The organism is Azospirillum sp. A23, assembly GCF_042938965.1.
GTDB classification, from domain to species: Bacteria; Pseudomonadota; Alphaproteobacteria; order Azospirillales; family Azospirillaceae; genus Azospirillum; species Azospirillum melinis.
On record NZ_CP170667.1, the window covers coordinates 2,437,309 to 2,464,275 of the forward strand.

27 protein-coding genes and 1 tRNA gene are annotated in these 26,967 nt (G+C 69.3%); 14 read left to right on the forward strand and 14 right to left on the reverse strand.

The window, feature by feature from the left end; all coding sequences use genetic code 11:
- Positions 1-25: 25 nt before the first annotated feature.
- Positions 26-769: a YggS family pyridoxal phosphate-dependent enzyme gene (locus ABNQ40_RS28990; protein WP_247879529.1), complete on the forward strand. Its 744-nt coding sequence runs from the start codon at positions 26-28 to the stop codon at positions 767-769.
- Positions 770-796: 27 nt separating this feature from the next.
- Here ABNQ40_RS28990 and ABNQ40_RS28995 read toward each other — a convergent pair whose 3' ends face one another.
- From ABNQ40_RS28995 to ribA, 3 genes are all read right to left on the reverse strand, one after another.
- Positions 797-1,360, reverse strand: a complete 564-nt coding sequence (locus ABNQ40_RS28995) for a L,D-transpeptidase (RefSeq protein WP_109047748.1) — start codon at positions 1,358-1,360, stop codon at positions 797-799.
- Positions 1,357-2,325 (reverse strand): hypothetical protein, encoded by a 969-nt coding sequence (locus tag ABNQ40_RS29000; RefSeq protein ID WP_109047749.1) that lies wholly within the window; start codon positions 2,323-2,325, stop codon positions 1,357-1,359. Before ABNQ40_RS29000 ends, ABNQ40_RS28995 begins: the two co-directional genes overlap by 4 nt.
- 215 nt (positions 2,326-2,540) lie before the next feature.
- Positions 2,541-3,830, reverse strand: coding sequence for a GTP cyclohydrolase II (ribA, locus tag ABNQ40_RS29005; protein WP_391349103.1), 1,290 nt, complete (start codon positions 3,828-3,830; stop codon positions 2,541-2,543).
- A gap of 291 nt (positions 3,831-4,121) precedes the next feature.
- Between ribA and ABNQ40_RS29010 the strand changes: the two genes are divergently transcribed.
- Positions 4,122-4,640, forward strand: coding sequence for a glycosyl transferase (locus tag ABNQ40_RS29010; RefSeq protein ID WP_247879530.1), 519 nt, complete (start codon positions 4,122-4,124; stop codon positions 4,638-4,640).
- A gap of 150 nt (positions 4,641-4,790) precedes the next feature.
- Complete coding sequence (locus tag ABNQ40_RS29015; RefSeq protein ID WP_109047750.1) at positions 4,791-5,495, forward strand: response regulator transcription factor; 705 nt, start codon at positions 4,791-4,793, stop codon at positions 5,493-5,495.
- Between the two features lie 41 nt (positions 5,496-5,536).
- Here ABNQ40_RS29015 and ABNQ40_RS29020 read toward each other — a convergent pair whose 3' ends face one another.
- Entirely contained in the window at positions 5,537-6,331 is a 795-nt protein-coding gene (locus tag ABNQ40_RS29020) for a hypothetical protein (RefSeq protein ID WP_109047751.1), read from the reverse strand.
- 251 nt (positions 6,332-6,582) lie between these two features.
- Here ABNQ40_RS29020 and ABNQ40_RS29025 point away from each other — a divergent pair, with 251 nt between their 5' ends.
- From ABNQ40_RS29025 to ABNQ40_RS29035, 3 genes are all read left to right on the forward strand, one after another.
- Positions 6,583-7,470 (forward strand): MBL fold metallo-hydrolase, encoded by an 888-nt coding sequence (locus ABNQ40_RS29025; RefSeq protein ID WP_109490690.1) that lies wholly within the window; start codon positions 6,583-6,585, stop codon positions 7,468-7,470.
- Positions 7,471-7,673: 203 nt separating this feature from the next.
- Positions 7,674-8,492, forward strand: coding sequence for a DUF882 domain-containing protein (locus ABNQ40_RS29030; RefSeq protein WP_247879531.1), 819 nt, complete (start codon positions 7,674-7,676; stop codon positions 8,490-8,492).
- 43 nt (positions 8,493-8,535) lie between these two features.
- Complete coding sequence (locus ABNQ40_RS29035) at positions 8,536-9,117, forward strand: histidine phosphatase family protein (protein WP_109047753.1); 582 nt, start codon at positions 8,536-8,538, stop codon at positions 9,115-9,117.
- Between the two features lie 53 nt (positions 9,118-9,170).
- Here the strand turns inward: ABNQ40_RS29035 and xth are convergent, their stop codons facing one another.
- Positions 9,171-9,965, reverse strand: coding sequence for an exodeoxyribonuclease III (gene xth, locus ABNQ40_RS29040; protein ID WP_109047754.1), 795 nt, complete (start codon positions 9,963-9,965; stop codon positions 9,171-9,173).
- Positions 9,966-9,975: 10 nt separating this feature from the next.
- Positions 9,976-10,659 carry a fumarylacetoacetate hydrolase family protein gene (locus ABNQ40_RS29045; RefSeq protein WP_109047755.1) on the reverse strand — a complete coding sequence of 228 codons (684 nt, stop codon included), beginning with the start codon at positions 10,657-10,659 and terminating at the stop codon, positions 9,976-9,978.
- A 414-nt stretch (positions 10,660-11,073) separates the two neighbouring features.
- Here ABNQ40_RS29045 and ABNQ40_RS29050 point away from each other — a divergent pair, with 414 nt between their 5' ends.
- The gene (locus tag ABNQ40_RS29050; protein ID WP_244592894.1) at positions 11,074-11,568 is read left to right on the forward strand and encodes a MarR family winged helix-turn-helix transcriptional regulator; all 495 of its coding nucleotides are present in this window, start codon (positions 11,074-11,076) and stop codon (positions 11,566-11,568) included.
- Positions 11,569-11,770: 202 nt separating this feature from the next.
- Here ABNQ40_RS29050 and ABNQ40_RS29055 read toward each other — a convergent pair.
- Positions 11,771-11,861, reverse strand: a tRNA-Ser gene (locus tag ABNQ40_RS29055).
- 96 nt (positions 11,862-11,957) lie between these two features.
- Positions 11,958-12,752 carry an alpha/beta fold hydrolase gene (locus ABNQ40_RS29060; protein WP_109047756.1) on the reverse strand — a complete coding sequence of 265 codons (795 nt, stop codon included), beginning with the start codon at positions 12,750-12,752 and terminating at the stop codon, positions 11,958-11,960.
- Positions 12,753-12,867: 115 nt separating this feature from the next.
- On the opposite strand from ABNQ40_RS29060, the gene ABNQ40_RS29065 reads away from it, so the two are divergent.
- Entirely contained in the window at positions 12,868-14,118 is a 1,251-nt protein-coding gene (locus ABNQ40_RS29065) for a glycosyltransferase family 4 protein (RefSeq protein WP_109047757.1), read from the forward strand.
- Positions 14,119-14,173: 55 nt separating this feature from the next.
- On the forward strand, positions 14,174-15,052 hold the full coding sequence (locus ABNQ40_RS29070) for a TIGR01459 family HAD-type hydrolase (protein WP_109047758.1): 879 nt from the start codon (positions 14,174-14,176) through the stop codon (positions 15,050-15,052).
- Positions 15,053-15,114: 62 nt separating this feature from the next.
- Here the strand turns inward: ABNQ40_RS29070 and ABNQ40_RS29075 are convergent, their stop codons facing one another.
- Positions 15,115-15,807: a ribbon-helix-helix domain-containing protein gene (locus ABNQ40_RS29075; RefSeq protein WP_348982895.1), complete on the reverse strand. Its 693-nt coding sequence runs from the start codon at positions 15,805-15,807 to the stop codon at positions 15,115-15,117.
- Here ABNQ40_RS29075 and ABNQ40_RS29080 point away from each other — a divergent pair.
- The 4 genes from ABNQ40_RS29080 to ABNQ40_RS29095 all read left to right on the forward strand — a co-directional run bounded on the left by ABNQ40_RS29080 (position 15,785) and on the right by ABNQ40_RS29095 (position 19,763).
- Positions 15,785-16,921: a hypothetical protein gene (locus ABNQ40_RS29080; protein WP_247879532.1), complete on the forward strand. Its 1,137-nt coding sequence runs from the start codon at positions 15,785-15,787 to the stop codon at positions 16,919-16,921. The genes ABNQ40_RS29075 and ABNQ40_RS29080 overlap by 23 nt on opposite strands.
- 10 nt (positions 16,922-16,931) lie before the next feature.
- Positions 16,932-17,903 (forward strand): SH3 domain-containing protein, encoded by a 972-nt coding sequence (locus ABNQ40_RS29085; protein WP_109047761.1) that lies wholly within the window; start codon positions 16,932-16,934, stop codon positions 17,901-17,903.
- 252 nt (positions 17,904-18,155) lie between these two features.
- Entirely contained in the window at positions 18,156-18,422 is a 267-nt protein-coding gene (locus ABNQ40_RS29090; RefSeq protein ID WP_098740726.1) for a hypothetical protein, read from the forward strand.
- A 162-nt stretch (positions 18,423-18,584) separates the two neighbouring features.
- Positions 18,585-19,763 (forward strand): TIGR03862 family flavoprotein, encoded by a 1,179-nt coding sequence (locus ABNQ40_RS29095; RefSeq protein ID WP_247880159.1) that lies wholly within the window; start codon positions 18,585-18,587, stop codon positions 19,761-19,763.
- Positions 19,764-19,839: 76 nt separating this feature from the next.
- Here the strand turns inward: ABNQ40_RS29095 and ahcY are convergent, their stop codons facing one another.
- Positions 19,840-21,138, reverse strand: coding sequence for an adenosylhomocysteinase (gene ahcY / locus ABNQ40_RS29100; protein ID WP_109490691.1), 1,299 nt, complete (start codon positions 21,136-21,138; stop codon positions 19,840-19,842).
- Positions 21,139-21,357: 219 nt separating this feature from the next.
- Here ahcY and ABNQ40_RS29105 point away from each other — a divergent pair, with 219 nt between their 5' ends.
- On the forward strand, positions 21,358-22,449 hold the full coding sequence (locus ABNQ40_RS29105) for a PA0069 family radical SAM protein (protein WP_109047763.1): 1,092 nt from the start codon (positions 21,358-21,360) through the stop codon (positions 22,447-22,449).
- Between the two features lie 49 nt (positions 22,450-22,498).
- On the opposite strand, the gene ABNQ40_RS29110 is transcribed toward ABNQ40_RS29105, so the two are convergent.
- From ABNQ40_RS29110 to ABNQ40_RS29125, 4 genes are all read right to left on the reverse strand, one after another.
- On the reverse strand, positions 22,499-23,218 hold the full coding sequence (locus ABNQ40_RS29110) for a hypothetical protein (RefSeq protein ID WP_391348164.1): 720 nt from the start codon (positions 23,216-23,218) through the stop codon (positions 22,499-22,501).
- 300 nt (positions 23,219-23,518) lie between these two features.
- Positions 23,519-23,785 (reverse strand): hypothetical protein, encoded by a 267-nt coding sequence (locus ABNQ40_RS29115; RefSeq protein ID WP_109490556.1) that lies wholly within the window; start codon positions 23,783-23,785, stop codon positions 23,519-23,521.
- A 105-nt stretch (positions 23,786-23,890) separates the two neighbouring features.
- The gene (locus tag ABNQ40_RS29120) at positions 23,891-25,204 is read right to left on the reverse strand and encodes an MFS transporter (RefSeq protein WP_247880135.1); all 1,314 of its coding nucleotides are present in this window, start codon (positions 25,202-25,204) and stop codon (positions 23,891-23,893) included.
- Between the two features lie 6 nt (positions 25,205-25,210).
- On the reverse strand, positions 25,211-26,869 hold the full coding sequence (locus tag ABNQ40_RS29125; protein ID WP_109490555.1) for a tetratricopeptide repeat protein: 1,659 nt from the start codon (positions 26,867-26,869) through the stop codon (positions 25,211-25,213).
- Positions 26,870-26,967 lie beyond the last annotated feature (98 nt).

A 26,967-nucleotide genomic window follows, 5' to 3' on the forward strand; every position in this document is an offset into this window, starting at 1 on the left:
CGCAGCGACCGGATTGGGGGCGGCCATGACGATGACGCAGGGCACTGGCAAAGATACGCAAACCGGCGCCGAAGCAGGCGATTCCACGGTTGCGGACAGCGTGACGGCACGGCTCGACTCGGTGCGGCGTGCCATTGCGGAGACGGAGTCCGCCTGCGGGCGCGACAAGAACGCCGTCACTCTGATCGCGGTGTCGAAGACTCATCCGGCCGACGCGGTGGAGGAAGCGCTTGCCGCCGGCCAGCGCGTGTTCGGCGAGAACCGCGTGCAGGAGGCCAAGGGCAAGTTCCCGGCGCTGAAGGAGCGCTTCCCCGACCTGGAACTGCATCTGATCGGGCCGCTCCAGACCAACAAGGTCAAGGACGCCGTCGCCCTGTTCGACGTGATCCAGACCCTGGACCGTCTGAAGCTGGCCGAGGCGCTGGCGGAGGAAATGGCGAAGTCCGGCCGCCGGCCGCGCTGCCTGATCGAGGTGAACACCGGCGAGGAGCCGCAGAAGGCTGGAATCGCCCCGGCGGAGGTCGAGGCCTTCCTGGCCGACTGCCGCGACCGGCTGGGGCTGCCGGTCACCGGGCTGATGTGCATTCCGCCGGTGGACGAGGAGCCGGCCATGCATTTCGCCCTGCTGGCCGAAATGGCGCGACGGCTGGGTCTGCCGGAGATCAGCATGGGCATGAGCGGAGATTACGAAACCGCCGTCCGCTTCGGCGCCACCCATGTGCGGGTCGGCACGGCGATCTTCGGTGCGCGTCCCTACCCGGCCCAATAAGGCCCGGCCCGGGGTTCGACAGCAGCATCAGGCACCCGGGTCGGCAACGCTGAGCGCGCTGCCCGGCCCGCAATCCTTCAGCAGCCGGAGCATGTCCTCGGGCGCCAGCGCGACGCAGCCCGCAGTCGGCGTCCGGTCGGGGCGGACGAGGTGCAGGAACACGGCACTGCCCATTCCCGGCACCACCGGGTCGTCATTGTGCCCCATCACCACCACGATGTCGTAAACGTGGTCGTCCCGCCACATCTCCTCATGGCTGGCCGGATAGGGGCGGACGACAGGCCGGTTGTAGGCGGGATCCTCCGGCGCGTCGCACCAGCCATCCTGCTCGGCGATGGGGTGGAGCGGCAGCCCGGTCTCCGGCGGCGGCAGCCGGTCGGCGCGCCACAGCACGCGGCGCAGCGGGAACCGGCCGACGGGGGTGGCGCCGTCGCCCTCCCGCTTGTCGGGGCGGACACCGCCGCGGCCCAGCACGCAGGGCGCCTCCCCGCCCGGCCAGCGCAGGCGGCCGGTGGTGACCGGACCGACGCCGCCGGGTCCGACCTTCTCGGTGCCGGGGCGATCCGGCGTCACACCGATCTCGATGCTCATCCCGAAACCCGCGTGGTGCTGGTGGCCGCCTGCGCCGCTTTGCGCGACTGCTCATACTTGGCCAGATTGCGCATCATCGTCTCCGACAGCATGTCCGGCGTGACCGGAGCCGATCCGGCAACCGGTGAAGCGGCCGGCGCGGCATCGCCCGGCTGGGCGGGGGCCGGCTGCCCCGCGCCGGCCTGCGGCTGGCCGCCATTGGCCGCCGTGGCACCGATGGCGCGGGCGGAGGCTGTCACCGCTCCCGGTACCGGCGCCGCATAGCGGGGGGCGCTGTGCTTCGCCAGGGCCGAACTCGCCAGCGGGGTGTCGCGCGCCGGCATCTTGCTGGGGTGCGGGGCGGCGCCGGCGGCAAGCTGCGCGGTGAGGGCCGGCGAGGCGTCTGCGGATGCGGCTTTGGCAGCAGCCGGCGACGCGGCGGCAAGCCGGATCGGCTGTCCGGTGGCGGCGGGAGCCGGCGACGGTGCGGAGGCGAGGTCGGCCGGCTTGGCGGCGGCCAGCGCCGCGGCAAGCCCGGCGGCAGGCGCCTGCTGCGGCTCCGCGGGGGAACCGGACGCCGCCGGCCCCCCCGAGGCGTCCGCAACGGCGGTGGAGGCGGCGGGATGGTCACCTCCCCCAAAGCCGAGCGAGGCCATGACCGTTTCACCCACATCCTGACCCGTCGCCTGTTCCATCACCGCGTTGGCGATGGAGGCCATGCCGCCGATCACGCCGCCATACAGCATGTCGCCCATGATCCGCATGGACGGCTGGATGGTGTCGCCGGTGATCTCGCGATAGACGGTGCTGACGATCGGGATGTGCTGCAGCGGGTTGATGATGTCCAGGAAGTCCCAGAAGGACATGTCGCCCTGGATTTCCACCGGACCGCCATTGTGGCCGTCATTGATGACCGGCGACGCCTTCTCGCGCGGCAACGGACGCTGAACGGCGCTGCTGTCGATGGTGGTGGCGTCGATGGCCATGGGCGGTCTCCCGGCTCGGTGGTCACGGCAGGTACAGCAAACGCCGTGCCAAGCCCCCATGCCCGAACCGGGGCGGAATCACCCGTTTCGGGAGGATCCGGACGGTCGCACCCGGAATCCGATTCCCAGCCCCGCATGAACAGTAAGAGGGGCGGCAAGAACTGCCGGGCCGGCATGGCGATTCCTGCCTCACCGGCTCAAGCTGGGCTGAAGGCTCAGAACATGTGACCGCTGCGTTCCGCCTTGGTGCGGAGATAGGCCTCGTTGTGGCCGTTGGCGGGGAAGATGTGGGCCACGCGTTCCACCACGGCGATGCCACAGCGGGCGAGCTGGCGCAGCTTTTCCGGGTTGTTGGTCATCAGCCGAACGGAGTCGAAGCCAAGCTGCCGCAGCATCTCCGCCGCCGGCAGATAGACGCGCTCGTCGGCCTCGAAGCCGAGGATTTCGTTGGCGTCCACCGTGTCGAAACCACGGTCCTGGATGCGGTAGGCGCGCAGCTTGTTGACCAGCCCGATGCCACGCCCCTCCTGCGCCAGATACAGCAGCACGCCGCTGCCCTGCCGGGCGATCTCGGCGATGGCGCCGCGCAACTGGTCGCCGCAGTCGCAGCGCAGCGACCCCAGCAGGTCCCCGGTGAAGCATTCCGAGTGCAGGCGGGCCAGCACCGGCTGCGTCGGATCGGGCTCGCCGATGACGATGGCCAGATGCTCCGGCCCGCCGTCGGCCGGGCGGAAGGCGTAGATGCGCGTGTTCTCCGACCCGACCAGCGGCACCCGCGCATCGGCGACGCGGCGCAGGGTCCGCACCACATGCACGCGGTAATCGGCGACGTCCGACGCCCGCACCAGCAGCAGGTCATGCTCCGCCGCCCACTCCGCGGCGCTGACCGCTGCCTCACCCGGGACCGCCCCACCGGAAACCGGCCCACCAGACACCGGCAACGGCAGGTCGGCGGTGATGGCGGCCGGCAGCAGGCGGGCCAGCCGGGCGAGGTCCACCGCGGCGGCCTCGCGGCTGCCGGGGCAGGCCTCGGTGGCGGTCAAGCCAGCCGGCAGCGCATCCTGGGCCTGCGGATATTGTTCGGGATCGGCCAGCGCATGGGCCTGGTCGGCCGTCAACCCGTCGGGCCGGTCGAGGGTCATGGCGCCGAACGCCTCCGCCGCACCGGGCGCCTGATCGTCGGCGATGTCGGTCGCCGGCTGCGCCGCTCCGGCGGCGGCCAGCCCCAGCACGACGGCGCGGCGGCGGGTGACCGCCAGCCGGGGAGTGCCGCCGGTCAGCGCCTTCAGCCGGTCCACCGTATCGAGCGCCACCGACTCCACCGAGACCGCGGCGCCGACGGTACCGTCGGCCGTCTCGATCGCCACCACCTCGCCCCGGCGCAGGGCGGCCAGAGCCCGGTCGACGGCGCGCACGGCGGCCTCGTCGATCGGAGCCGCTTTGGGAGCTGCCGCGGGCGCGGACAGGTTGACCGTGGTGGTGGCGGAGGAGTGTTCGGCTTGCATCGTCAGCGGCTTTGCGTAGCGGGTGCGCCGGCTCCGGCGCGAAAAACGGGACATGGTGCGTTCGGCGGGCGAAGCAAAGCGCAGGTGGCGCGCCCCTGTCCAGCGATTCCCGCGCGCCACACCGTTGCCGAAGGCGCAACGATCCCGCCAGCCTGCCCGGCCCAGAAGCCCTTTGAGACCGGATCGGGACAGAATGCCGGACGGAGGCGGCACCTCCAACGGGGTGCTCCGCCGCCGGAACCGCGGGCGTTAGGATGACAGCCACAGCCCTTCAACCGGGAGCCCTCCCCCGTGACCACCCGTTCGACGCCCCCTGACCAGCCCGCCTCCGTGCATCTGGTGATGCCTGCCGATCTTCCGGCCGACGCCTATGGCCGCCGCATGGTCGAAGCTCTGCGCGCCGCCGGGGCCGGCATCACCATCCATGCCCTGCCCGGCCCGCACCCGCAGGTCGATCCGTCGGCGATCCTGGCGGCCGACGTCGCGCTGGCACGGCTGCCCGACGGCGCTCCGGTCCTGCTGGACGGCAACGCCCTGGCCAATCTCGCCGCCAGCCTGACGGCCGACAGCCGACGCCTGCGCTTCACCGCGCTGGTCGAGCGCCTGCACTGGGCGGACCCCGCGCTGCCCACCGACGAGGCCGCGGCCCGCCGCAATCTGGAACAGGGGGCGCTGGCGCTGATGCGCCGCATCGCGGTGCCGGACGACGCGGTCGCCGCCACCGTGCGGGAACTGGGCGTTCAGCCCGACCGGATCGTCCGTGCCGACCCGAATGCGGAGGGGGCGGCGGCACTGCTGGCGGTCCTCTGAGTGCCTCGGCGAGGGCCGCTGCCCCTCCCGCCACAAGCCATCACGACAATCCACCGGCGCCATGCTACTAAGGCGCGGCCCCGGCACTGCCGCCGACGGCATCCGCCTCCCAGTCCCGTGCCGCAGCCCCGTGCAGCCCCCATACAGCCCATGACCATCGCAAAGCGCATCCTCCTGGTCGATGACGACACCGCCCTGCGCCAGTCGCTGGCAGAGCAGCTGCGGCTGCTGGAGGAGGTCGAGACCGAGGAGGCGGGCGACGGCGCCGGCGCACTGAAGGCGGTCCGCGCGGCGGCCGGGGCGGGAATCGGCTTTTCCGCCATCCTGCTCGATGTCGGACTGCCGGACATGGACGGGCGCGACGTGTGCAAGCTGCTGCGGCGCGAGGGTGTGCGCTGCCCGGTCATCATGCTGACCGCGTCGGCCAGCGATGCCGATACCATCCTGGGTCTGGAGTCCGGCGCCAGCGACTATGTGACCAAGCCCTTCCGCCTGGGGGTGCTGATCGCCCGACTGCGCGCCCAGCTGCGCCAGTTCGAGCAGACGGAGGACGCGGTCTTCGCCATCGGCCCCTACAGCTTCCGCCCCGGCGCCAAGCTGCTGCTGGACGAGGCCGCCAACCGCAAGATCCGCCTGACCGAGAAGGAAACGGCGATCCTGAAATACCTGTACCGTGCCGGCGATCTGGTGGTCGGGCGCGAAACCCTGCTGGGGGAGGTCTGGGGCTACAACGCCGCGGTCACCACCCACACGCTGGAGACCCACGTCTACCGCCTGCGCCAGAAGATCGAGGCCGATCCGTCGAATGCCCGCATCCTGGTGACGGAGCCCGGCGGCTATCGTCTGGTGCCCTAGCCACCGATCAACTGGGGCCGCCGACCGACTGAGGCCGCCGCTCACCGTCCGACGGGGGCCAGCCCCCGCCGGCTTCCCCGTTCGGCAATGGTGACCTCGCCGGAGAAACCCAGCCAACGGTGACGCTCGCCCGCCTGAGGCTTGGCATTGGGTTTGGAATAAGACTTCGTCTGGTGGTTAAGCCGGGCGGCACCCAGGCCGCAGGCAGACGGACCGACCCAGAGCCCGCGGCCGCGCGGCACCACCGGCAGCAGTCGCAGCTTGCGCCCGACAATCGCCATCCGGCGGCGCCAATGGGCAACGTCATGCGGCGAAACGCCGACCCGGCGCGCGATCTCGCGATCCGACAGCAGCGCGCTGCCGGGATCCTGCAGCAGTTCCAGAACGGCGCGCCGCTTGTCGGTGTCGGCATGGCGGGAGTGCTTGCGCTCCAGCGCCTTGCCCATGTCCCACAGCTTCTCCGCGGTTTCGCGCGCCAGGGTGCGCCAGCGGTCGGCCTCCTCGCGCTGGCGGTCGGCGTCGCCCGCGGCCTTGTCGAGCTGCCGGCGCAGGGTGGCGAGTTCCAGCTCCAGATCCTTCACCTGCCGGCGCAGACCGCGGACCAGCTCGTCCGGCGGCGGCGGCGGAGCCGGCGCGGGGGCGGGTTCGGACGGGTGGACGGTCGGCGGCGGTTCGGGAGCGGGCGGCACCGGCGTGCGTGCGCGCTCCGCCAGATCGCGGAAGGACAGCCCGGCACGGGACAGCATGATACGGGCGGCGCGCAGTGCGGACAGCGCCTCGCCCTGATGCTCCGACTCGGCCATGGCGAGGACTTTGGCGAGCTTGTCAGGATCCATCCGCGTCGGGTTCCGCCGGAGCCGGTCCCCACCCGCGCGGGGACCTGGGAGAAGTCATGCCGCGCACCACGCGACGAGGCCCCAACCTACCACATCTTATGGGTTTGGACAGATGCCCTTCGTAGGGTGGCGACTCGCGACAGGCCGCGTTCGAAAGCCTTGGCCGCCATCCGTGGGAGTCGCCCGGAAGAGAAAAGGGCGGGAGAGATTTACTAGACTTGGACAAGCTTGGCAGCCACGATGGCGCCGTCATGACCGTTCGTTCCACCATCAATCCCGCGCAACCGCCAGCCCAGGACGGGGCCGGCGGCGTCTCCCCCTTTGTCATGCGCTTCTGGGGGGTGCGCGGCAGCATCGCATCGCCCGGCCCGGCAACCGTGCGCTATGGCGGCAACACCGCCTGCATCGAGGTTCGCTGCGGCGGCACCCACATCGTCTTCGATTGCGGCACCGGCATCCGGCCGCTGGGCGAGTCGCTGTCGCGCGAGGGCGGACCGGTGAACATCGACCTGCTGCTAACCCACAGCCATCTCGACCACATCAGCGGCCTGCCCTTCTTCGCCCCGGCCTTCGATCCGGCCAGCCGGATTCGGCTGTGGGCCGGCCATCTGCCGCCGGAGCGGCCCTTCCGCACCGTGCTGGCCGACATGATGACGGCACCGCTGTTCCCGGTGCCGGTCGAGATCTTCCGCGCCGACTGCCAGTTCCGCGATTTCCAGGCTGGGCAGACGCTGGAGCTGGCACCGGATGTCGTGGTGCGCACCTGCCGCCTCAACCATCCCGACGGCGCCACCGGTTACCGGGTGGAGCATGGCGGCCGCAGCCTGTGCATCCTGACCGATACCGAGCATCCGTCCGAGGGCCGCGATCCGGTGATCCTGGACCTGCTGCGCGGTGCCGATCTGATGGTGTATGACAGCACCTACACCGACGCCGAATACCCGTCGCGCGTCGGCTGGGGCCATTCGACCTGGCAGGAATGCCTGCGGCTGGCCGAGGCCGCCGGGGTCGGCCGCGCGGTGATCTTCCACCACGATCCCGCCCGCACCGACGACGCGCTGGACGTCATTGCGGCAGAGGCGGAGGCGATGCGCCCCGGTTCGCTGGTCGCCCGCGAAGGGATGGAGTTGTCCCTCTAAGAACCGGCATAGTTCTTACCGGTTGAATCCTCAACAATCCGATCTACTGAGCAAAAGCGCTTGAGCGTGTTCAATACGCCACAGGTTGCTTTGTCACACTGGCCTCCTGTGACAATCTTGGTATTAGATCGGTGTGCAACCCCGCCTTGATTGGGGCGGGCGGGGTCGTTGAAGCGTGCAAAGCTCGGGGGAAAGCGATGCGCATGACCGGTCGTGCCTTGGGGATGCTTGCCGTGCTGACCGTCGCGACGCAGCTTGGCGGCTGCGCCACCACACCGCCGCTGGAAAGCGCGAAGCTGGACGGCGACCCGCGCAGCGTGGTGCTGCACCATCCCGCCAGCGGCGAGACGACGTCCGTCACCTACTGGCGTCCCGGCGACGGATACGATCCGGCCGCGATGCGCGAGATCGCCGTCCTGTTCCGCGACCGCCGCAGCGACGAGGTGATCCCGGTCGATCCGGCCCTGGTCGACATGCTGGTGGAACTACGCCAGCGTGTCGGCGCTCTCCCTGAGTCGCCGATCCGCATCACGTCGGGCTACCGGTCGAGCGCCAGCAACGCCAGCCTCGCCCGCACCAACCCGAACGTCGCCGAGAACTCCTATCACATGCGCGGACAGGCGGCCGACTTCTCCATCGCCGGCATCCCGCCGTCGCGTCTGGCGGAGGAGGCGGCGGCGATGCAGCGCGGCGGCTACGCGATGTACGCCCACACCGGCCATGTCCATGTCGACACCGGCCCCTTCCGCACCTGGACGCCGAAGACCGGCGATCCGCGCGCTCCGCAGATCCTGGAGGCGCAGGCCCGTGCCCGCGCCAGGGCCCAGGCGCTGGCCCAGAAGAGCGTCGGCAAGGGCCGCGTCCAACTGGCCGATGCGGGAGCGAAAGCGGGCAAACCTCCGGCCAAGCCGGCCAAGGCTCCGGGGAAGTCGGCCGCCCTCGCGCCGCCCGATCTGTCGCGCGTCCGCGTGGCCCTGGCCCAGGTGAAGGAAATGCCGGTGCAGAAGACGGCGAAGCGCTAAACTGCCGGCGCATCCCCGCCGTCATCCGCGTCCCGGTACCGTCATGACCACCCTGCTGATCCTCCGCCACGGCCCGACCGCCTGGAACGCCGAAGGGCGTATCCAGGGCAGCATCGACGAGCCGCTGTCCGACGCCGGCCGCGCACGGGTCGCCCGCTACCGCCTGCCGTCCGAGTCGGCCGGACTGCGCTGGGTCGCCAGCCCGAAGCGCCGGGCCTGGGAAACCGCCCTGCTGCTCGGCCTCGATCCCAGACCGGAACCGCGGATCGTCGAGATGGATTGGGGCGAGTGGGAAGGCCAGCGCACCGAGGATCTGCGGGCCGACGGCCGCATGCCGGTCCGCCACGACCGGCTGGGGCTGGACTTCAAGGCACCCGGCGGTGAAAGCCCGCGCGAGGTGCAAGACCGCCTGCGCTCCTGGCTCGCCGATCTGGCGGCGGAGGGTCATCCGACCGGTGCCGTCGCACACAACGGCATCCTGCGCGCACTCTATTCGCTCGCCACCGGCTGGGACATGCGCGACGACCCGGCGGAGGAACTGCACAACGGCTGCGCCCACCTGTTCCGGCTGACCAGGGACGGCACGCCGGAACTGCTGCGGTTGAACATCGGCCTGCTCAAGTAAGGCTTTACCGGAGCGAGGGGGCGCGACCGCCCCCCCCGTCAGGCAGTCAGCCATCAGACATTCAGATCGACGATCACCGGCACATGGTCCGACGGCTTGGGTTCCCAGCCGCGGGCATCGCGCAGCACCTTGATGCCTTTCAGCGCGCCTTCGAGCGGCGGCGTCACCCAGATATGGTCCAGGCGCCGGCCGCGGTTGGAGGCGGCCCAGTCCTTCGCCCGGTAGCTCCACCAGGTGTAGAGCTTCTCCTCCGGCGGAACGAAGCGGCGCAGAGCGTCGACCCAACCGGCCGAAGCCTGCATCGCCGCCAGCTTCTCGACCTCGATGGGCGTGTGGGAGACCACCGACAGCAGTTCCCTGTGGCTCCAGACATCCTGCTCCAGGGGCGCGATGTTCAGGTCGCCGACCAGCACCATCGGACGGTCGGGCGTCCGTTCCGTGCTGAGCCAGTGGGTCATCTCGTCCAGGAACTGGAGCTTGTGGGCGAACTTGTCGTTCACCGCCGGATCGGGGATGTCCCCGCCCGCCGGGATGTAGACGCTGTGCAGCTCGATCCCTCCCGGCAGATGGGCGAGGGCGTGGCGGCAATCCTGCTTGCCGCACCAGTGCTGGACGTCGTGCGAAGAGAAGGGCAGGCGCGACAGGATGGCGACGCCGTTGTAGCTCTTCATCCCGTGGATGTGGGCGTGGACATAGCCGCGCTCCGCCAGCGGGCCGAGCGGGAAGTCGGCGTCCACCACCTTGGTTTCCTGCAGGCAGATCACGTCCGGTTGCTCCTCCTCCATCAGGCGGAGGAGGAGGTCCAGACGCATGCGGACCGAATTGATGTTCCAGGTCGCGATGCGCATCGGCGGCGGCTCAGGCGATGGTCAGGGTCAGGGTGCCGACGCCCTCGACCGCACCGGCCAGCACGTCGCCGGCCACCACCGCGCCGACACCCTCCGGCGTGCCGGTGTAGATCAGGTCGCCCGGCTGCAGTTCGACCAGCCCGGACAGGTAGGAGATCGTCTCCGCCACCGACCAGATCAGGTCGGACAGGTCGCCCTTCTGCCGCGGCTCGCCATTCACCTCCAGCGTGACGGCACCCTTGGCCGGGTGGCCGATGTCGGCGACGGTGCGGATTGCGGAGCAGGGAGCCGACTGGTCGAAGCCCTTGCCCATATCCCAGGGCTTGCCTTCCTTCTTGGCCGCGTTCTGCAGGTCGCGCCGGGTCATATCGAGCCCGACGGCATAGCCGAACACATGCTCCAGCGCCCGGTCGACCGGAATGTCGCGGCCGCCGGTCCCAATCGCCACCACCAGTTCGATCTCGTGATGCAGGTTGGCGGTCCTCGGCGGATAGGGGATGGTGGCGCCGTCGGCGACGATGGCATCGGCCGGCTTCATGAAGAAGAAGGGCGGCTCGCGGTCGGGATCGGCGCCCATCTCGCGCGCATGGGCGGCATAGTTGCGGCCGACGCAGTAGATACGCCGCACCGGGAACGGATCGCCGCCCGTGACGGGGACGACCGGCTGGGACCACAGGGGAATGGCGAAGGCCATGGCATCGGCTCTCTGGTTGGGACACTGTCGAACAGCTAACCCGAAAGCCGGCAACGGACCAAGCGCCCAACCATCCGCCCTGCCCTGCAAAGCGCTCCAGCGTGCCGGGGGCAAGGTTCGGGGCGGATCCGTCTGGAAACGAAGACGCCCGGTCTGGGGGGGACCGGGCGTCGGAAGCTCCGATTCGGGAACCCGCGCGCGGCAGGGGAAACCGCAGGACGGGCGATCGGCGTCGAATCGGCGTCGATCACTTCTTGACTCTTCAAGATGGAATTTGTGCGCGCTCCCACCAATACGCCAGACGCATATCTGGCATGCATAGCCTATCGCCTGTGCAGTTCTTGCTGACAAACGAAAGCCATACCCGCATTTTATCCGTTCATCCGATAATTCACCCAAAATATGGCATCCACGGTGACTGACAACGAGCGTTCCACCCCCGCCGACCGGCGGTCGCGTCTGCGGCCCGGAAAGAACGGCAAGCTTGCCCTCGGCCCCCTTCCCGAGCTTGTGGGGTACAACCTGCGCAAGGCTCAGGTCGCGGTGTTCCAGAGCTTCCAGAACGCGGTCGCTCCGCATGACATCACGCCCGGCCAGTTCGGCGTGCTGATCATGATCCGGGAGAATGAAGGCCTGTCGCAGTCCGATCTGGGCACGGCGGTCGGCATCGACCGGTCGACGATGGTCGCCGTGATCGACCGGCTCGAGTCGCGCGGCCTGGTCGTCCGCGCCCCGTCGCCCAACGATCGCCGCTCCTACGCGCTGCGCCTGTCGCCGGAAGGCCAGACGCTGATGGATGACCTGATCCCACGCGTCCAGGCTCATGACCAGGGCATGGTCAAGGACCTGTCTCCGGAAGAGCAGACGCAGTTCATCGACTTCCTGCGCCGCGTGTCGCGGTCGAAGTAAGGGGCGAGGCCCCTTCCGTTCCAGGCACCGGAAACGACTGACAGCCCGCCCCGCACCGGCAATCGCCAAGTGCGGGGCGGGCTTTTCTATTTGGGGTGCGCTGGAACGAAAGGGGCGGATGGTCCGCCGAAGAACAGCGCAAAACAAAAAAGGCTCAGCTTGTCAGCTGAGCCTTTTTTGCCGGTCTAACCCGGAAACTTAGTGGCGGAGGGAGAGGGATTCGAACCCTCGATACGCTTTTGACGTATACACACTTTCCAGGCGTGCGCCTTCAACCACTCGGCCACCCCTCCGCAGAGGCCCGGGTTATAGCCAGAGGTTCGCGGCGATGCAAGCCTCTGTTTCACACGGACGACGTTTTTTTGGCGGCATGCCGAACCGCTCCGATTTCATCCGCCAAATCCATCCACCAGAGCGCCGACGCTGCGGCACAGCAGGTCCAGATCCTGGGGACGGGACAGGCGGTGGTCACCGTCCTTGACCAGCGTGACGCGGACATCGTCGCCGGTCAGCGCCTCGGCAATGCGCAGGCTGAACTGCCAGGGGACGTCGGGGTCGCGCTGGCCATGCAGCAGGCGGACGGGACCGTCGAAGGCGATAGGGCCGCGCAGCAGCAGATGGGTGCGGCCGTCCTCGATCAGGGCGCGGGTGATCGGCTGCGGCTCGGGACCGTAGTCCGAGGGGCGGTTCCAAACGCCCACCTCCATGATCTGTCGGCGGATGTCGGCTTCGAAGATGTCCCACATCAGGTCTTCGGTGAAGTCGGGGGCCGGCGCGATGCCGACCAGCCCGGAAACCCGCCCCGGCCGGCGGAGCGCAGTCAGCAGCATCATCCAGCCGCCCATGGAGGAGCCGACCAGGATCTGCGGCCCGGTCGTCACCTCGTCCAGCACCGCAAGCGCATCGTCGGCCCACAGGCCGATGGTGCCGTCGGCGAACCGCCCGCTGGAAGCGCCGTGGCCCTGGTAGTCGAAGCGGGTGAAGGACAGGCCGCGCGCCACCGCCCAGGCTTCCAGCGCCGTCGCCTTGCCGCCGGTCATGTCGGACATGAAGCCGCCAAGGAACATCACGCCCGGCTTGCCCTGCCCGGACGGGCCGGCAGGGCTGTGGTGATAGGCTATGGTCGCGGCACCGCGCGTTAGGCTATGGTGCGCGCCGCCCGGTTGGGCTGCGGTTTCGGTCATACGGTCACCTTCGACAACGGACACCGGCACGCGGTCGGGCACCGGGCTCGATGGGGCGCCGGCTTGCCGGGCCCCGCGGCCGGTCCCGGGCCGCCCCTTGCGAGCAGCCGGCATCATGGATTTCGACCCCCACCTTACCACCGACCATTCCCCGCGCAACGCGGACGCCCATCAGGACACCCCTGCCCCCGGCTGGCCCGAGCATTGGCCGAGAGGGAGGGCGCCGACGGTGCTGCAGGTGGTGCCGACGCTGGTAACCGGCGGGGCGGAGCGCGGCTGCATCGACATGGCGCTCGCCCTGCAGGCCGCCGGCGGCACGCCCCTGGTGGCGTCGCAGGGCGGGCCGATGGTGCGGGAGCTGGACCGCGCCCGCATCGCCCATCTGACGCTGCCGCTGGCCTCGAAGAACCCGCTGACCATCCGACGCAATGCCCGCCGGCTGGCCGCCGTCATCCGTGAGCACAAGGTGGACATCGTCCATGCCCGCTCCCGCGCGCCGGCCTGGAGCGCTTGGCTGGCCTGCCGCGAGACGGGTGCGCGCTACATGACGACCTTCCACGCGCCCTACAATTTCGGTTCGGGGCTGGTCGGCGGGCGGCTGAAGCGCTGGTACAATTCGGTGATGGCGCGCGGCGAGCGGGTGATCGCCATCTCCGGCTTCATCCGCGACCATGTGCTGGGCAACTACCCGGTCGATCCGCAACAGGTGCGCGTCATCCACCGCGGCATCGACCGCGGCGTCTTCGCACCCGACCGGGTCAGCCCGACACGGCTGGTGACCCTTGCCAAGCAATGGAACCTGCCGGACGACCGGCCGGTGATCCTGCTGCCCGGCCGGCTGACCCGCTGGAAAGGCCAGATCGTGTTGATCGACGCGCTGGCCAAGCTGGGGCGCAAGGATGTGCTGGCCTTGCTGGTCGGCTCCGACCAGGGTCGCACCGGCTACCGGGAAGAGCTGGAGAACCGCATCGCCAATGCCGGCCTGCGCGGCGTGGTGCGGATGACCGACCATTGCAGCGACATGGCCGCGGCTTACCTGCTGTCGACGGTGGTCGTCTCCGCCTCGCGCGAGCCGGAAGCCTTCGGGCGGGTGATCGTCGAGGCTCAGGCGATGGGCAAGCCGGTGATCGTCTCGGCCATCGGCGCCTATCAGGAGACCGTCGTCCCCGGCGAAACCGCCTGGGTGGTGCCGCCGGACGATCCCGACGCGCTGGCCCAGGCACTGGAGGAGGCGCTGTCGCTGACGCCGGAGCAACGGGACGCCATCGGCACCCGCGCCATGGCCTTCGTCGCCGACCGCTACACCAAGGACCGCATGTGCGCCGACACGCTGGCGGTTTACGCAGAGTTGCTACAACCACGCTGAGATCGGCTTGTCGATGCAATCCGATCTTTGTCCTTCCACGAACCGACCGGACACCATGGCCGACATCCGACAGATTTCCGGCATCGCCGAGGTCATCGACCGCTATGACGGGTTCATCCTGGACCTCTGGGGCGTGCTGCATGACGGCGAGCAGCCTTATCCCGGCGTGCCAGACTGCCTGGACAGCATGCGAGCCGCCGGCAAGACAATTTGCCTGCTGTCCAATGCACCGCGCCGAACCACCGGCGTCATTGAGAAGCTGGACGGCATGGGGCTGGGGCGCGAGCGCTACCACCATGTCATGACCTCGGGCGAGGCGACCTACGAGGCGCTGCGCGACCGCGACGATCCCTGGCATGCCGCCCTCGGACGGCGGCTCTACCACATCGGACCGGAGCGCGACATCGATGTCTTCTCCGGGATCGGCTATCGGGTTGCCGCTACGCCGGAGGACGCGGATTTCGTCGTCAACACCGGTATCGTCACCTTCGGCGAGACGGTGGCGGACTATCAGCCGCAGCTGGACGCGTGCCTGGCCGCAGGATTGCCGATGATCTGCGCCAACCCCGATCTGGTGGTGATGGTGGGACCGATGCTGGTGATCTGCGCCGGCACGCTGGCCGCCCGCTACGAGGAGATGGGCGGCGACGTGCGCCAGCACGGCAAGCCCCATGCCCCCGTCTATGAGCGCTGCTTCAAGCTGCTGGGCATCGCCGACAAGAGCCGCATCCTGGCGGTGGGCGACAGCCTGCGCACCGATGTCGCCGGTGCCAATGCCGCCGGAATCGATGTTGCACTGGTCACCGCAGGCATCCACCAGGAGGAACTGGGCGGTGCAGCCTGGGGGGCTTCGGTCGATCCGGTCAACCTGCGCGCCCTGGCCGATGCGTCGGGTCACATGCCGACATACGCGGTTCCCAGCCTGCGCTGGTGAGCCCGGTGGACGGGAGCGCATAGCCCGCTCCCGTCACCTCTGGCCCGTTATACCCGCACTTGTCACTCCAGCGGAACGGCGTCGTCCATCGCCCTGCGCAGCAGAGGCGACTGACCATCTTCCGAAAAACCGCGCTGACCGATGGCGGTGCGGTAATAGCTGACGATGAAGACGCGGATGGAGGCAGTCAGGTTCGCCTCCCCACGCCGTTCGTCGATCTGGGTGCAGATTTCGTTGAGGGTCATCTGCTCCCGCTCACAGATTTCCTTCAGCGAATCCCAAATATACGGCTCCATTCTTAAACTGGTTCGGCGGCCGCTCACTTTGACATTGCGGCAGAGCAGCCCCGGTCCGTCTTTACCTCCGCCCGTGCCCTCCATCGGAAACCCCGTTCCCCATCCGTTGCGTGTCCCGATCTCTCGATACGGGGCCAATACATCCATTTGTGTGACCATATTGCAAGTGGCGTGTGGCGTCCAAGTCCAATTCGACCCATGGGTGCGGATTGACGCGACAATCCGGCGCAGGCGGGTATTGCATCCAACCACAGATCGACAGGTTGCCGGGAAAAGCCGCTTCCCTTGGCTGGAACCTTCGCTATACCAGTGCCGGACGGCGGATATTGGACGGCGGACACGGGGGGAAGGATCGGCGATGAAGCGACCGGGGAACGGACGATTCGCGGCCCGCATCGCAGCCGGTGCCGGGCCGGGCCTCGGGGCAGGCCCAAGAGTGAGCCTGGGCGCAACTCTCATCGCCGGCTGGGTCGCACTGGGTGCACCGGTCGAGGGTGCCCGGGCTGCGGAGGCCACCGCCAAGGTTCCCACGGTCGAGACGATCCCGGACTCCCTCCTGCGTGCGCGGATCGAAGCGCTGCTGCCCGCCCCCTGGCGCATCGAGTCGCTGAGCGTCGAACCGCTGCCGGAACCGCAATCTTCGGAACCGCAGGTGGCGGCACGGGTCAGCGCCAAGCTGGTTCTGGGCGGGCCGACCTATCTGGTGGACAGCCGTGAAGGGCCGGTGACCTTCCTGCGCCCGGCGGCGGAGGCCGGACTGAGCAAGAGTTGGGTGGCGACGGCGCTCGCCACCCGCGGTGCCGGCGGGTGGACGGTGGCGCTGACGCCACAGTCCCCCGGCCTGCTCGACGGCATCGGCAAGCCGGCCGCCGAACTGCCCGGCCGCACGGTCGTGCTGGGCACACCCGAAGCCAAAAACCTGCGCGAGCAGCTGGATCGCGACGCCGCCCAGCGGCTGGCCGAGGACAGCGAACGCCGGCGGCGCGAGGAGGAAAGGCTGGCGCAGCAGACCGCCGCCGCCAAGGCCGAAGCCGCCCGCGCCGAAACGGAGCGCCGGGCGGTCGAGGCGCGCATCGCCCAGGTCGCCGACCTGCGCGGCAAGCTGACCGGCACGGACCGCGCGGCACGGCTGGCCGCTTTCGAAGCGGCGCTGGGCGGCAACGACCCGGCGCTGCGCCAGACGGCGATGGAGGCGGCGCTGCAAAGCCGCGACCCGGTGGTCGCCAACCTCGCGCTGAAGGACTGGATCGCCCGACACCGCGCCGTCCCGGTCCAGCTCTACGCCACCAAGGAGGATCCGAGTTCCGAGGTGGTGGTGCAGAATCTGGGACCGATGACATTGGAGATCGACGGGTTCAGCCCGGTCAACGGCGCGCTGGCCGGCAAGCTGGGCGCGCCCGGCTACAGCATCGCGCGTTCATCCAGCATCATCGGCACCCTGGCGCAGACCGAACTGGCGGTGAACTCCTTCGGTTGCGCGCTGACCCTGCGGCTGGCCGAACACCGGACGCTCGACGGGCTTCTGCGCTGTCAGACGCTGCCGACGCTGATCGCCCGCATCACGCTCGACTGAGGAGGGGGTGATGGCTGGAGCGCGGCTGATCGCTTGGCTGCGGATCGCGGCACCGGCCCTGCTGCTGGGCAGCCCGTTCGGCTGCCCGGCCGGCGCGCTGACGGACAGCGCGGCCGAACGGCTGACCCCGTCGCCCGCCCCCATCGTCGCCCTTCCCCGCCTGACGCCGGCACAGGCGCTTTCCCCACCCCTGACTCCCGGTGTGCTCTGGGAGCATCCCCCGGAAGCACCCGGTCCCTTGTCGGGTCCGCTCTTACCGCCCGGCCTGCAACCCGCTCCGCCCCCGGTAGCGGCCGCGGCCGCGAAGGCGCCCGATCCCAAGGCCGCGGAGGCACCGCCGGCCGTCAAGATTCCACCGCTGCCGGCGATGAAGCCACAAGCTGAGACAGCACCCCAACTTGTCGCCAAGGAGCCGGCTTCACAGGAAGCCCCTGCCAGGCAGCCTTCGGTCGTTCCCGCGCAACGGCCGATGACCGCCACCGCCGGCATCTACCTGCGGGCGACGCCGGACGCCAAGGGCCGGGTCCTCGACACGGTGGAAAAGGGCGAGCGGGTGACGGCCTTCGGCGCGCCGTCCGACGGCTGGCAGCGGATCGGCCGAAGCGGCAAGCCGCAGGGCTACGTCACCAGCGCCTATCTGGCCGAAGCCGTGCCCACGCGGACCGCCGGCACCGAGCCCGCAACCGCCACAAAGCCCGGCCGCTATGCCAGGGCCGACCGCGAGGACCGCGGCTGCGCCCTGCCCGACGACCTGCCCGGACGGGTGCAGCGGCCAAAGCTTTCCGGGGGAACCGTCGCCCGGCTGCGGGCCGCCGGCAATCTGCGGGTCGCCCCGGTCTGCGACGCCAAGGTGCTGGATGTGCTGGAGGCCGGCGACCGCGTCACCGTGCTGGAGGCCATCGGCGGCTGGTACAAGGTGGGGCGGAAAGGCAAGGCGCTGGGCTATGTCGGCGCTCCCCTGCTGGCCCCCGTCGCACGCTGAAGCGGCCTCCTTCCACCGCCCCCTCCATGGCCGGTACGAGGCTACCCGGAAGGACCCGCCCCGGCCCCCCGTGAAGGGGCTTGTTCGGCCGTGAAAAAGGATTCTACAACAAGGGGGAGGCCGAACTTTCGCGGACGAACGGAGCCCCCGACGCGCCCGTTTCCTCCGACGGTTCGACCACCCCCGCCGGCCATGCGGCGCCGGTCCGGCCGGGCGGGGACGCGAAGCACGACCGGAACGAGGATTCACACGATGTCGACCCAACACAAGCAAGCCATGGACGCGGTCCTGCAGGCCGCCGCGCACGACATCGTCGGCACCCTTCAGGAGCGGGACATCACCGACCGCCACAGCGAGGAAGGGGACCTCGTCGTCCTCGACGTCGCCATCCTGCATGCCTACCGCATCTTCATGCGCATCTGCGAGGAGAACGGCCTGGAGGTCGATGCCGGCTATTTCGCCGACCTCGCCGCCGATCTGGCCGAGGAAGTGGCCCAGGACCAGGATTACGAGGACTGATCCGCGGGGAACCGAGGCCGAGCCCCGCATGCCCCCGCCCGTGCCCCTGCCCCTGCCCGCGCAGCATGGGATGGGCGGGGGCGATCCCTTTCGTGAAAGCGTTTCCAAGTGCCCCACCTCACCCCTGACGTGGCGATCGTCGGCGCCGGCCCCGCCGGGTTGATGGCGGCGGAGATCGCCGCGGCCGCCGGCCTGCGGGTCGCCGTGTTCGACCACACGCCCACCCCGGCGCGCAAGCTGCTGCTGGCCGGGCGCGGCGGGCTGAACCTGACCCATTCGGAACCGCTCGACCGCTTCCTGCCGCGCTATGGCGCCGCCGAACCGCTGTTCCGCCGCCTGCTGGCCGGCTTCTCGCCCGACGCCCTGCGCGGCTGGGCGGCCGGGCTGGGCATCGAGACTTTCATCGGCAGCAGCGGCCGTGTCTTCCCGGTGCAGATGAAGGCCTCCACCCTGGTGCGCGCCTGGCTGCGGCGGCTGGACGGTCTGGGCGTGACCCTGCACAGCCGCCATCGCTGGACCGGCTGGGACGCGACCGGCGCCCTCACCTTCCGCCAGGGCGAGGAAAGCGTGACCGTCGCCCCGCGCGCCACCCTGCTGGCGCTGGGCGGGGCGAGTTGGCCGCGCACCGGGTCGGACGGCGGCTGGGTTCCGCTGCTGGAAGGGCTGGGGGTGGAGGTCGCGCCGCTGGTTCCCTCCAACATGGGCTTCGAGGTGCCCTGGTCCGATCACCTGCGCGACCGCTTCGCCGGCCAGCCGGTGAAGAGCGTCGGTCTCTCCGCTGCCGGCCGGCGCCTGAAGGGCGAATTCGTCATCACCGAAACCGGGATCGAGGGCGGCGCCGTCTATGCGCTGAGCGCGCCCTTGCGCGACGCCATCGCGGCGGAGGGCTGGGCGACCCTGACGCTGGATCTGCTGCCGGACATGGCCGAGGCCGAACTGGTCAAACGCCTGCGCCGCCGCGGTGCGGAGTCGCTGTCCACCTTCCTGAAGAAGTCGCTGTCCCTGACCGGCCCGCGCGCCGCCCTGCTGCGCGAGTTCGCCCCCGCCACCGACCTGACCGACCCGGTGGCTTTGGCCCGCCAGATCAAGGGGCTGTCGATGGTGCTGACCGGCGTCCGCCCCATCGAACGGGCGATCTCCACGGCCGGCGGCGTCCGCCTGTCGGAGTTGGACGAGCGGTCGATGCTGACCCGCCGCCCCGGCCTGTTCCTGGCCGGCGAAATGCTGGACTGGGAGGCGCCGACCGGCGGCTATCTGTTGCAGGGCTGCTTCGCCATGGGCGTGGCGGCCGGCAAGGGGATGGTGGAGTGGCTGGCCGCAGGAAACCCGCAAGACAGCTGACTCTTCCTTTGAAGAACAGCCAAAGAAAAAGGGCCGCCCCACAAGGACGGCCCTTCTTTTTCAACCCCGCAACCGCTTAGTAGCGGTAGTGGTCCGGCTTGTACGGGCCGGCGGTCGGCACGCTGATGTAGGCAGCCTGCTTGTCGGTCAGGGTGGTCAGCTTGGCGCCGATCTTGTCCAGATGCAGGCGGGCGACCTTCTCGTCCAGGTGCTTGGGCAGGACGTAGACCTTGTTCTCGTAGTTGGCGGCGTTGGTCCACAGCTCGATCTGGGCCAGCACCTGGTTGGTGAAGCTGGCGCTCATCACGAAGCTGGGGTGGCCGGTGGCGCAGCCCAGATTGACCAGACGGCCCTGGGCGAGCACGATCAGGCGCTTGCCGTCGGGGAACACGACCTCGTCGACCTGCGGCTTGACCTCTTCCCAGACCAGATTGCGCAGGGCGTCGATCTGGATCTCGCTGTCGAAGTGGCCGATGTTGCAGACGATGGCGCGGTCCTTCATGGCCCGCATGTGGTCGATGGTGATGACGTCGACGTTGCCGGTGGCGGTGACGAAGATGTCGCCCTGCGGAGCGGCATCCTCCATCGTCACGACCTGATAGCCTTCCATGGCGGCCTGGAGCGCGTTGATCGGGTCGATCTCCGTCACCAGGACGCGCGCACCCTGCGAACGCAGCGAGGCGGCCGAACCCTTGCCCACGTCGCCATAGCCGGCGACCACGGCGACCTTGCCGGCGACCATCACGTCGGTGGCGCGCTTGATGCCGTCGACCAGCGACTCACGGCAACCGTAGAGGTTGTCGAACTTCGACTTGGTGACGCTGTCGTTCACGTTGATGGCCGGAACCTTCAGCGTGCCCTTCTTCATCATCTCATAGAGACGATGGACGCCGGTGGTGGTCTCTTCCGACAGGCCGCGGACGTCGGCCAGCATCTCCGGATACTTGTCGTGCATGATCTGGGTGACGTCGCCACCATCGTCCAGGATCATGTTCGGGGTCCAGCCATCGGGACCGCGCAGCGTCTGCTCGATGCACCACCAGAACTCCTCCTCCGTCTCGCCCTTCCAGGCGAAGACCGGGATGCCGGCGGCGGCGATGGCGGCGGCGGCCTGGTCCTGGGTCGAGAAGATGTTGCAGGAGGACCAGCGCACGGTGGCGCCGAGCGCGGTCAGCGTCTCGATCAGCACGGCGGTCTGGATGGTCATGTGCAGGCAGCCGACGATGCGGGCACCGGCCAGCGGCTTGGAGGCGCCGAATTCCGACCGCAGGGCCATCAGGCCCGGCATCTCGGTCTCGGCGATGGTGATCTCCTTGCGGCCCCAGTTCGCGAGGCTGATGTCCTTGACCTTGTAGTCCGTGAATTCGGCGGCCATGAGGGATGACTCCTGGTGGGCGGTGACGGTCGGGCAGCGGAATTTCAGGCGCACCGGATCCCCGGCCCTGCCGCTGTAATTGGCCATCGGTGTATCAGCGCTCCCGGAACCATGCAAGCATAAAGATATCTTTATGTTTGTTCGGCAGCGGAAGCGATGAAGGCACCTTGCCCCGTTTGTTCGCTTTACGTTCCATTTTGCCCCGGCTAAGCTGCGGCCATGGACGAGATACGGCGATCCCCGATCAAGGGCCGCGGGGCGGTCAGCAACGCCACCGGGCGGTTCGAACGCGAGACCCGCGTCCTGACCGACGACGGCTGGACCGGCTATGCCGAGAGCGGCAACGAGGCGCTGTCCGATCCGGTCCGCACCAGCGTCTCGCCGGCCTCGGCCAAGTCGATCATCACCGGCAACCAGTCGCCCGACATCCCGTTCGACCGCTCGGTGAACCCGTACCAGGGCTGCGAGCATGCCTGCATCTATTGCTTCGCCCGGCCGACCCACGCCTATCTCGGCCTGTCGCCGGGTCTGGATTTCGAGACGAAGCTGTTCGCCAAACGCAACGCGGCGGAGCTGCTGGCCAAGGAGCTGCGGGCGAAATCCTATGTCTGCCAGCCGCTGGCGCTGGGGGCCAACACCGATCCCTACCAGCCCATCGAGCGGACGGAGGGGATCACCCGCCGGGTGCTGGAGGTCTGCCGCGACTTCAACCAGCCGGTCAGCATCATCACCAAATCGGCGCTTGTGCTGCGCGACCTCGACATCCTGGGACCGATGGCAGCGCAAGGGCTGGCGTCGGTCGCGGTCTCGGTCACGACGCTGGACCGCGATCTTGCCCGGGTGATGGAGCCGCGGGCCAGCACCCCGCCGCGCCGGCTGGAGGCGATCCGCGCCCTGTCGGAATCCTGCGTGCCAGTGGCGGTCCTTGCCAGCCCGATGATCCCGGCACTCAACGACCATGAGCTGGAAGCCATCCTGGAGGCGGCGGCCGGCGCCGGGGCGACTGCCGCCAACTATATCCTGCTGCGCCTGCCGCTGGAGATCGCCTCGCTGTTCGAGGAATGGCTGCGCGTCCACGCCCCCAACCGCGCCGACCGCGTGCTGAGCCTGATGCGGCAGAGCCGCGACGGCGCGCTCTATCGCTCCGGCTTCGGCACGCGGATGAAGGGCAGCGGCCCCTATGCCGAGCTTCTGCGCCACCGCTTCACGCTGGCCTGCCGGAAGCATGGGCTGGGCGGCCGGAGCTGGCAGCTCGATTGCAGCCGTTTCCGGGTGCCGCCGGCGATTGGGGACCAGCTGTCGCTTCTGTGAGGGGATGGAACAGCGTGGAACGCTGTCCGGCCGATGTTCCATCCGCCGCCTACCGGTGGCGCGGCAGAGCCGTTGGGTAAGGCGACAGCTTATAAGCCCTCTCCCCCCTGGGGAGAGGGTTGGGTGAGGGGGGCAGCGCGGACGGAACGACCGCGCCAGGGGATTGCCAAGGGGCAGCATGCCCCTTGGCGGCGCGCGGATCGCGCGCCGGCCCCCTCACCCTCCCCACGCCTGCGGCGCGGGTCCCCTCCCTCTCCCCGGGGGAGAGAGGGCAATCCGCGGTGCCCTCGCACAGGCTACCGGAAAGGTCGTCGTCGAGTTCGGGGACGGGCTGACGATCCGGTTGCGTGGTTTGCCGCTTGGAGGCTGGAGTATCGAGGCCGGCGAACAGCCCCAGCCGCTCGGCCAGCCAGCGGACGGTGGCGGGATCGCCCGAAGTGACCAGCCGTTCGATCTGCTCGGCGACCAGAATGCGCAGCGAGGACAGGCGCAGCTCGGCCTCGCGGTTCAGGGCCTGCCGTTCCCACCAAACCCTGTGACGGAAATCCTTGGAACCGTAATAGGCGCGCCAGAGTGTCGTCCGGCTGCACCCCATGGCACGGGAGACCTGAAGGAAGCTGTTGCCGCGGGCCAGCATGCCGGCGGCCATGATCCATTGCTCTTCATGGAACTGCGAACCGGGCACCAGCGAGCCTTCGGACGGAGTCGGCGGCTCTTCGGCCCAGCGGGGGAACTGGTCGTTGGTGAAACTACGGCTGTCGAGGGGCATGGGTCGGCTCCGCAGAAAAGTGGGTCTGCGGGAAGCGTATAAGAATAATTTCCTTTATGGCGGAATTTTTGCAACGGCCTCCGGTATCGGCCTCCGGTCCCGGAGTCATTGCATGGGGAACAAGATCGACACGGATGTCACGGATTTCGGCACGGATTACACGGATTTTTCCGGTCTTGCCGAAGCGGCGGCCTCCCCCGGAAGCTGGGGTTTCGGAACGCCACATCCGTGAAATCCGTGCTGAAATCCGTGTCGATCTTGCCCACCGACTCCACGGCGTCCCACCCGGACCGACTGCCGTCAGGAGCGGCGGAACATCCTGGTCCAAGGCGTCGACACGTCCGGGGTCTTTGCCTGATCGGATTTCGGCAGCGCCGACAGCGGCAGGCGGCCGGTCGCCAGCATCGCCATCACCAGCGCCGGATGCGCCGGGCCGGAATTGTGCTGGCCGTCTGAGTCCTGGCCGGTCTGCTCCGGCCGATTATCCGTGCCGCCATCCGCGCCGGGCTCCTCGTTCAGGGCCTCGTTGATGCGGGCGAAGGCTTCGATGTCTTTGATGTGCAGCATGGTCCGTACCCCTCGGCTTCGACTTTTGTGCGTCGCAGCAAAAACGAAGGTAACAGCTCTGCCCTCGAATGGTCTCATGTGCGGCGCTTTGACACAGGCCCTTTTCTAGCGGGCCGGTTCGCGAACCGCCAGCATAAGCCCGAAGCCGATGGCGAAGAAAGCCAGAACCGTCGCCATGCCGGCGCGCTGGCTGGCGAAGGCCTGGGTCGCCAGCCCGAACAGCAGCGGCCCGAAGAAGCCGACGAAGCGGCCGGTCAGCCCGTAGAGGCCGAACATCTCGCCCGCCATGCCCGGCGGGGCGAGCCGCGCCATCATCGACCGCCCGGCCGCCTGGGCCGGCCCGAAGAACAGCCCGAGCCCGAGCGCGAAGATCCAGAACCACAGCCGCTCGGTCGCCAGCAGCAGCGGCACCGAACAGACGGTCATGCCGGCCAGCGCGATCAGGATCACCGGCTTGGCTCCCGCCCGGTCGTCCATCCAGGCGAAGCCGATGGCCCCCGCTCCCGCCACCACGTTGAGCGCGATGGCGAAGACCAGGATCTCCTCGAAGCTCATGCCGAAGGTCCCGGCGGCGAAGAGGCCGCCGAAGGCGGTGATGGTGTTGATGCCGTCGCGGTAGAAGGCGCTGGCGATCAGGAAGCGCCCGACCTCGCGGTAACGCCGGGCCTGACGCAGCGTGGCGAGCAAGGTCGCCACCCCCTCGCGCGCCGCCCGCAACAGGCCGTGGCCGGTCGCCGGCTCGTCCGGCACCCACAGGAAATAGGGCAGCGCGAACAGCCCGTACCACGCCGCGGCGAGCAGGGCGGTGGCGCGGACATTGGCCTGCTGGCCCCAGTCGGCCCATTCCATCCCGAACAGGCCGAACAGCGGGGCCGGCGCCTGGACGAAGCCGACCAGCGCCAGAACGAGGCAGGCCAGCCCGCCGAAATAGCCGATCCCCCAGCCCCAGCCCGACACCCGGCCGAGCAGCCGCGGCGGCACCAGCCCCGGCAGGGTGGCGTTGTAGAAGACGTTGGCCAGCTCGAACGCCACGGTGGCGACCACCACGCAGGCGAGCGCGAAGGCGGCGTCGGCGGGATCGGGACGCACCCACCACAGTGCCGCAGTGAACAGGACGGTGACCAGGGTGAACAGCGCCATCCAGGGCTTGCGACGCCCGGCCCGGTCGGCGATGGCGCCCAGCAGCGGGCTGAGCAGCGCGATGGCGACGCCGGCCACGGTCATCGCCGCACTCCACCGCGCCGTGCCCTCGACCGGGTCGCCGACGACGCCGCGGGCGAAATAGACCGAGAAGACGAAGGTGGTGACGATGGTGTTGTAGGCCGAATTCGCCCAGTCGTAGAGGCACCAGGAGACGATGGCCCGGCGGGAGGGGATGTCGCCGGCAGGAGTGTCGCTGGAAGGGACGGCTTCGCTCACGCCCGCTTACTCCCGCCCGCCCCCCGTCAGCCCGTCCACCCCGAAGGAGATCTGGTTGTTGTCGTAGCGGGCGACGATGCGCAGGCGGTCGCCGGCCGACAGCGCGATCGGCTTCTCAAGGAAGGTCATCGCCTGCTTCCAGTGGTTGGTGCGCGACCGGCTTTCCGACTTGTAGACCACCTCGTCATCCATGAAGAGGTCGAACCAGAAGGCGACGCCATGGCAGGTGCCGGCGGTGACGATGGTCACGTCGATCACCCGCTCGCCCTCCTCCGGCATGTTGCGGGTGAAGTCGAAATCCAGCGCGGTGAAGGGCTTCGACAGCGGGGTGTGGGCGTCGGCGCCGAGGTCGATCTGCTGGTAGCCGGGCGAGCGGAAGACGTCGAAGCTGCCCATGTCGAAGCCGTCGATGGTCTCCACCGGGTTGATGCGGGCCAGCTCCGGCGTCTCCACCAGCATGGCGTAGACGGTGGAGGCGCGCGGGATGATGGCGCCGCCCGGTTTCACCAGATGGGTGCGGGCATGTTGCAGCACCGACAGCATGCGCGGGGCCAGCATACCGATGTTGATCAGTTCGGAGACGAAGATGTCAGCCTTCTCCGGCAGGTCGCCGCCCTCGCCCACCGTCAGCTGGGTCGACAGGCGCGGCACCACGTCGATGCGGTCGGCATAGCCGTTGCGCGCCACGGTTTCCTTGGCGACACGGGCGAGGATCGGGTTGACCTCGCAGGTCACCACCTTCCCGGCACCCGCGCGCGCCGCCATCATGGCGACGATGCCGGAGCCGGTGCCGATCTCCAGAACCAGCTGGCCGGGCTTCACCGCCCGTTCCAGCGACTGCTTGTAGGCCTCGTTCCGCTCGAAATCGTTGATCATCGGCAGGTGCCAGCCGGGCACCGCGTTGGAATAGATCAGCCGGCGGGTGAACTTCACCATCGGGTGGTCGGGGGCCTGCTCGCGCGCCGCCTCGATCACCTCGATGGCCTCGGCCGCGCGGTCGAGGCTTTGCAGCACATGGGCAAGCCCGACCTGGGCCGGGACGAAGCGCGGGGCGGCGGCCAGCACGATGCGGAATTCCGCCTCCGCCTCGGCCAGCCGGCCGCGGGTGGAGAGCAGCTCCGCCAAGCTGTAATGCACGTCGAGATAGTCGGGCGCCTGGGCCAGCGCGGTGCGGAAATGCTCCTCCGCCTCCTCAAGCTCGCCCAACTCGCGCAGGGTGGCGGCGAGGAAATGATGCATCTCCGGCGCTTGCGCCCGCAGGTCCAGCGCAATGCGGAAACAGTCCGCCGCCTCCTCCAGCCGGCTTTGCGCCTTCAGCGCGTTGCCGAGGTTGCCATGCAGCTCCGGCAGCCGCGGGTTGAGGGCGAGGCCGGCACGGAACGCCTCCTCCGCCTCCGCCGGCCGGGCCTGCTGGAAAAGCAGGCTGCCGCGGCTGTTGTGGAAGGACGGGTCGTTGCCGTTCTCCGCGATGGCCTGGGCGAACAGGGCGAGCGCGTTGTCCGGATTGTCGGTGTGGGCGGCGACCAGCCCCAGCAGATGCAGCGCCTGGGCGTTGTGCGGGTCGGTCGTCAGGATCGCCCGGCAGACCTGTTCCGCCCCCGCCAGATCGTTGCTGCGGAAACGCTTGGCCGCATCGAGCAGGGTCGGGGCGGAAGTGTCGGTCATCGCGGCGGCTCCAAAGACGGCGGGATACGGAAGGCGGGATGGGCGGGAACACGGAAAGGTCGCCGCACCATACCGGGAATTGCCGCCCCGCTACAGCC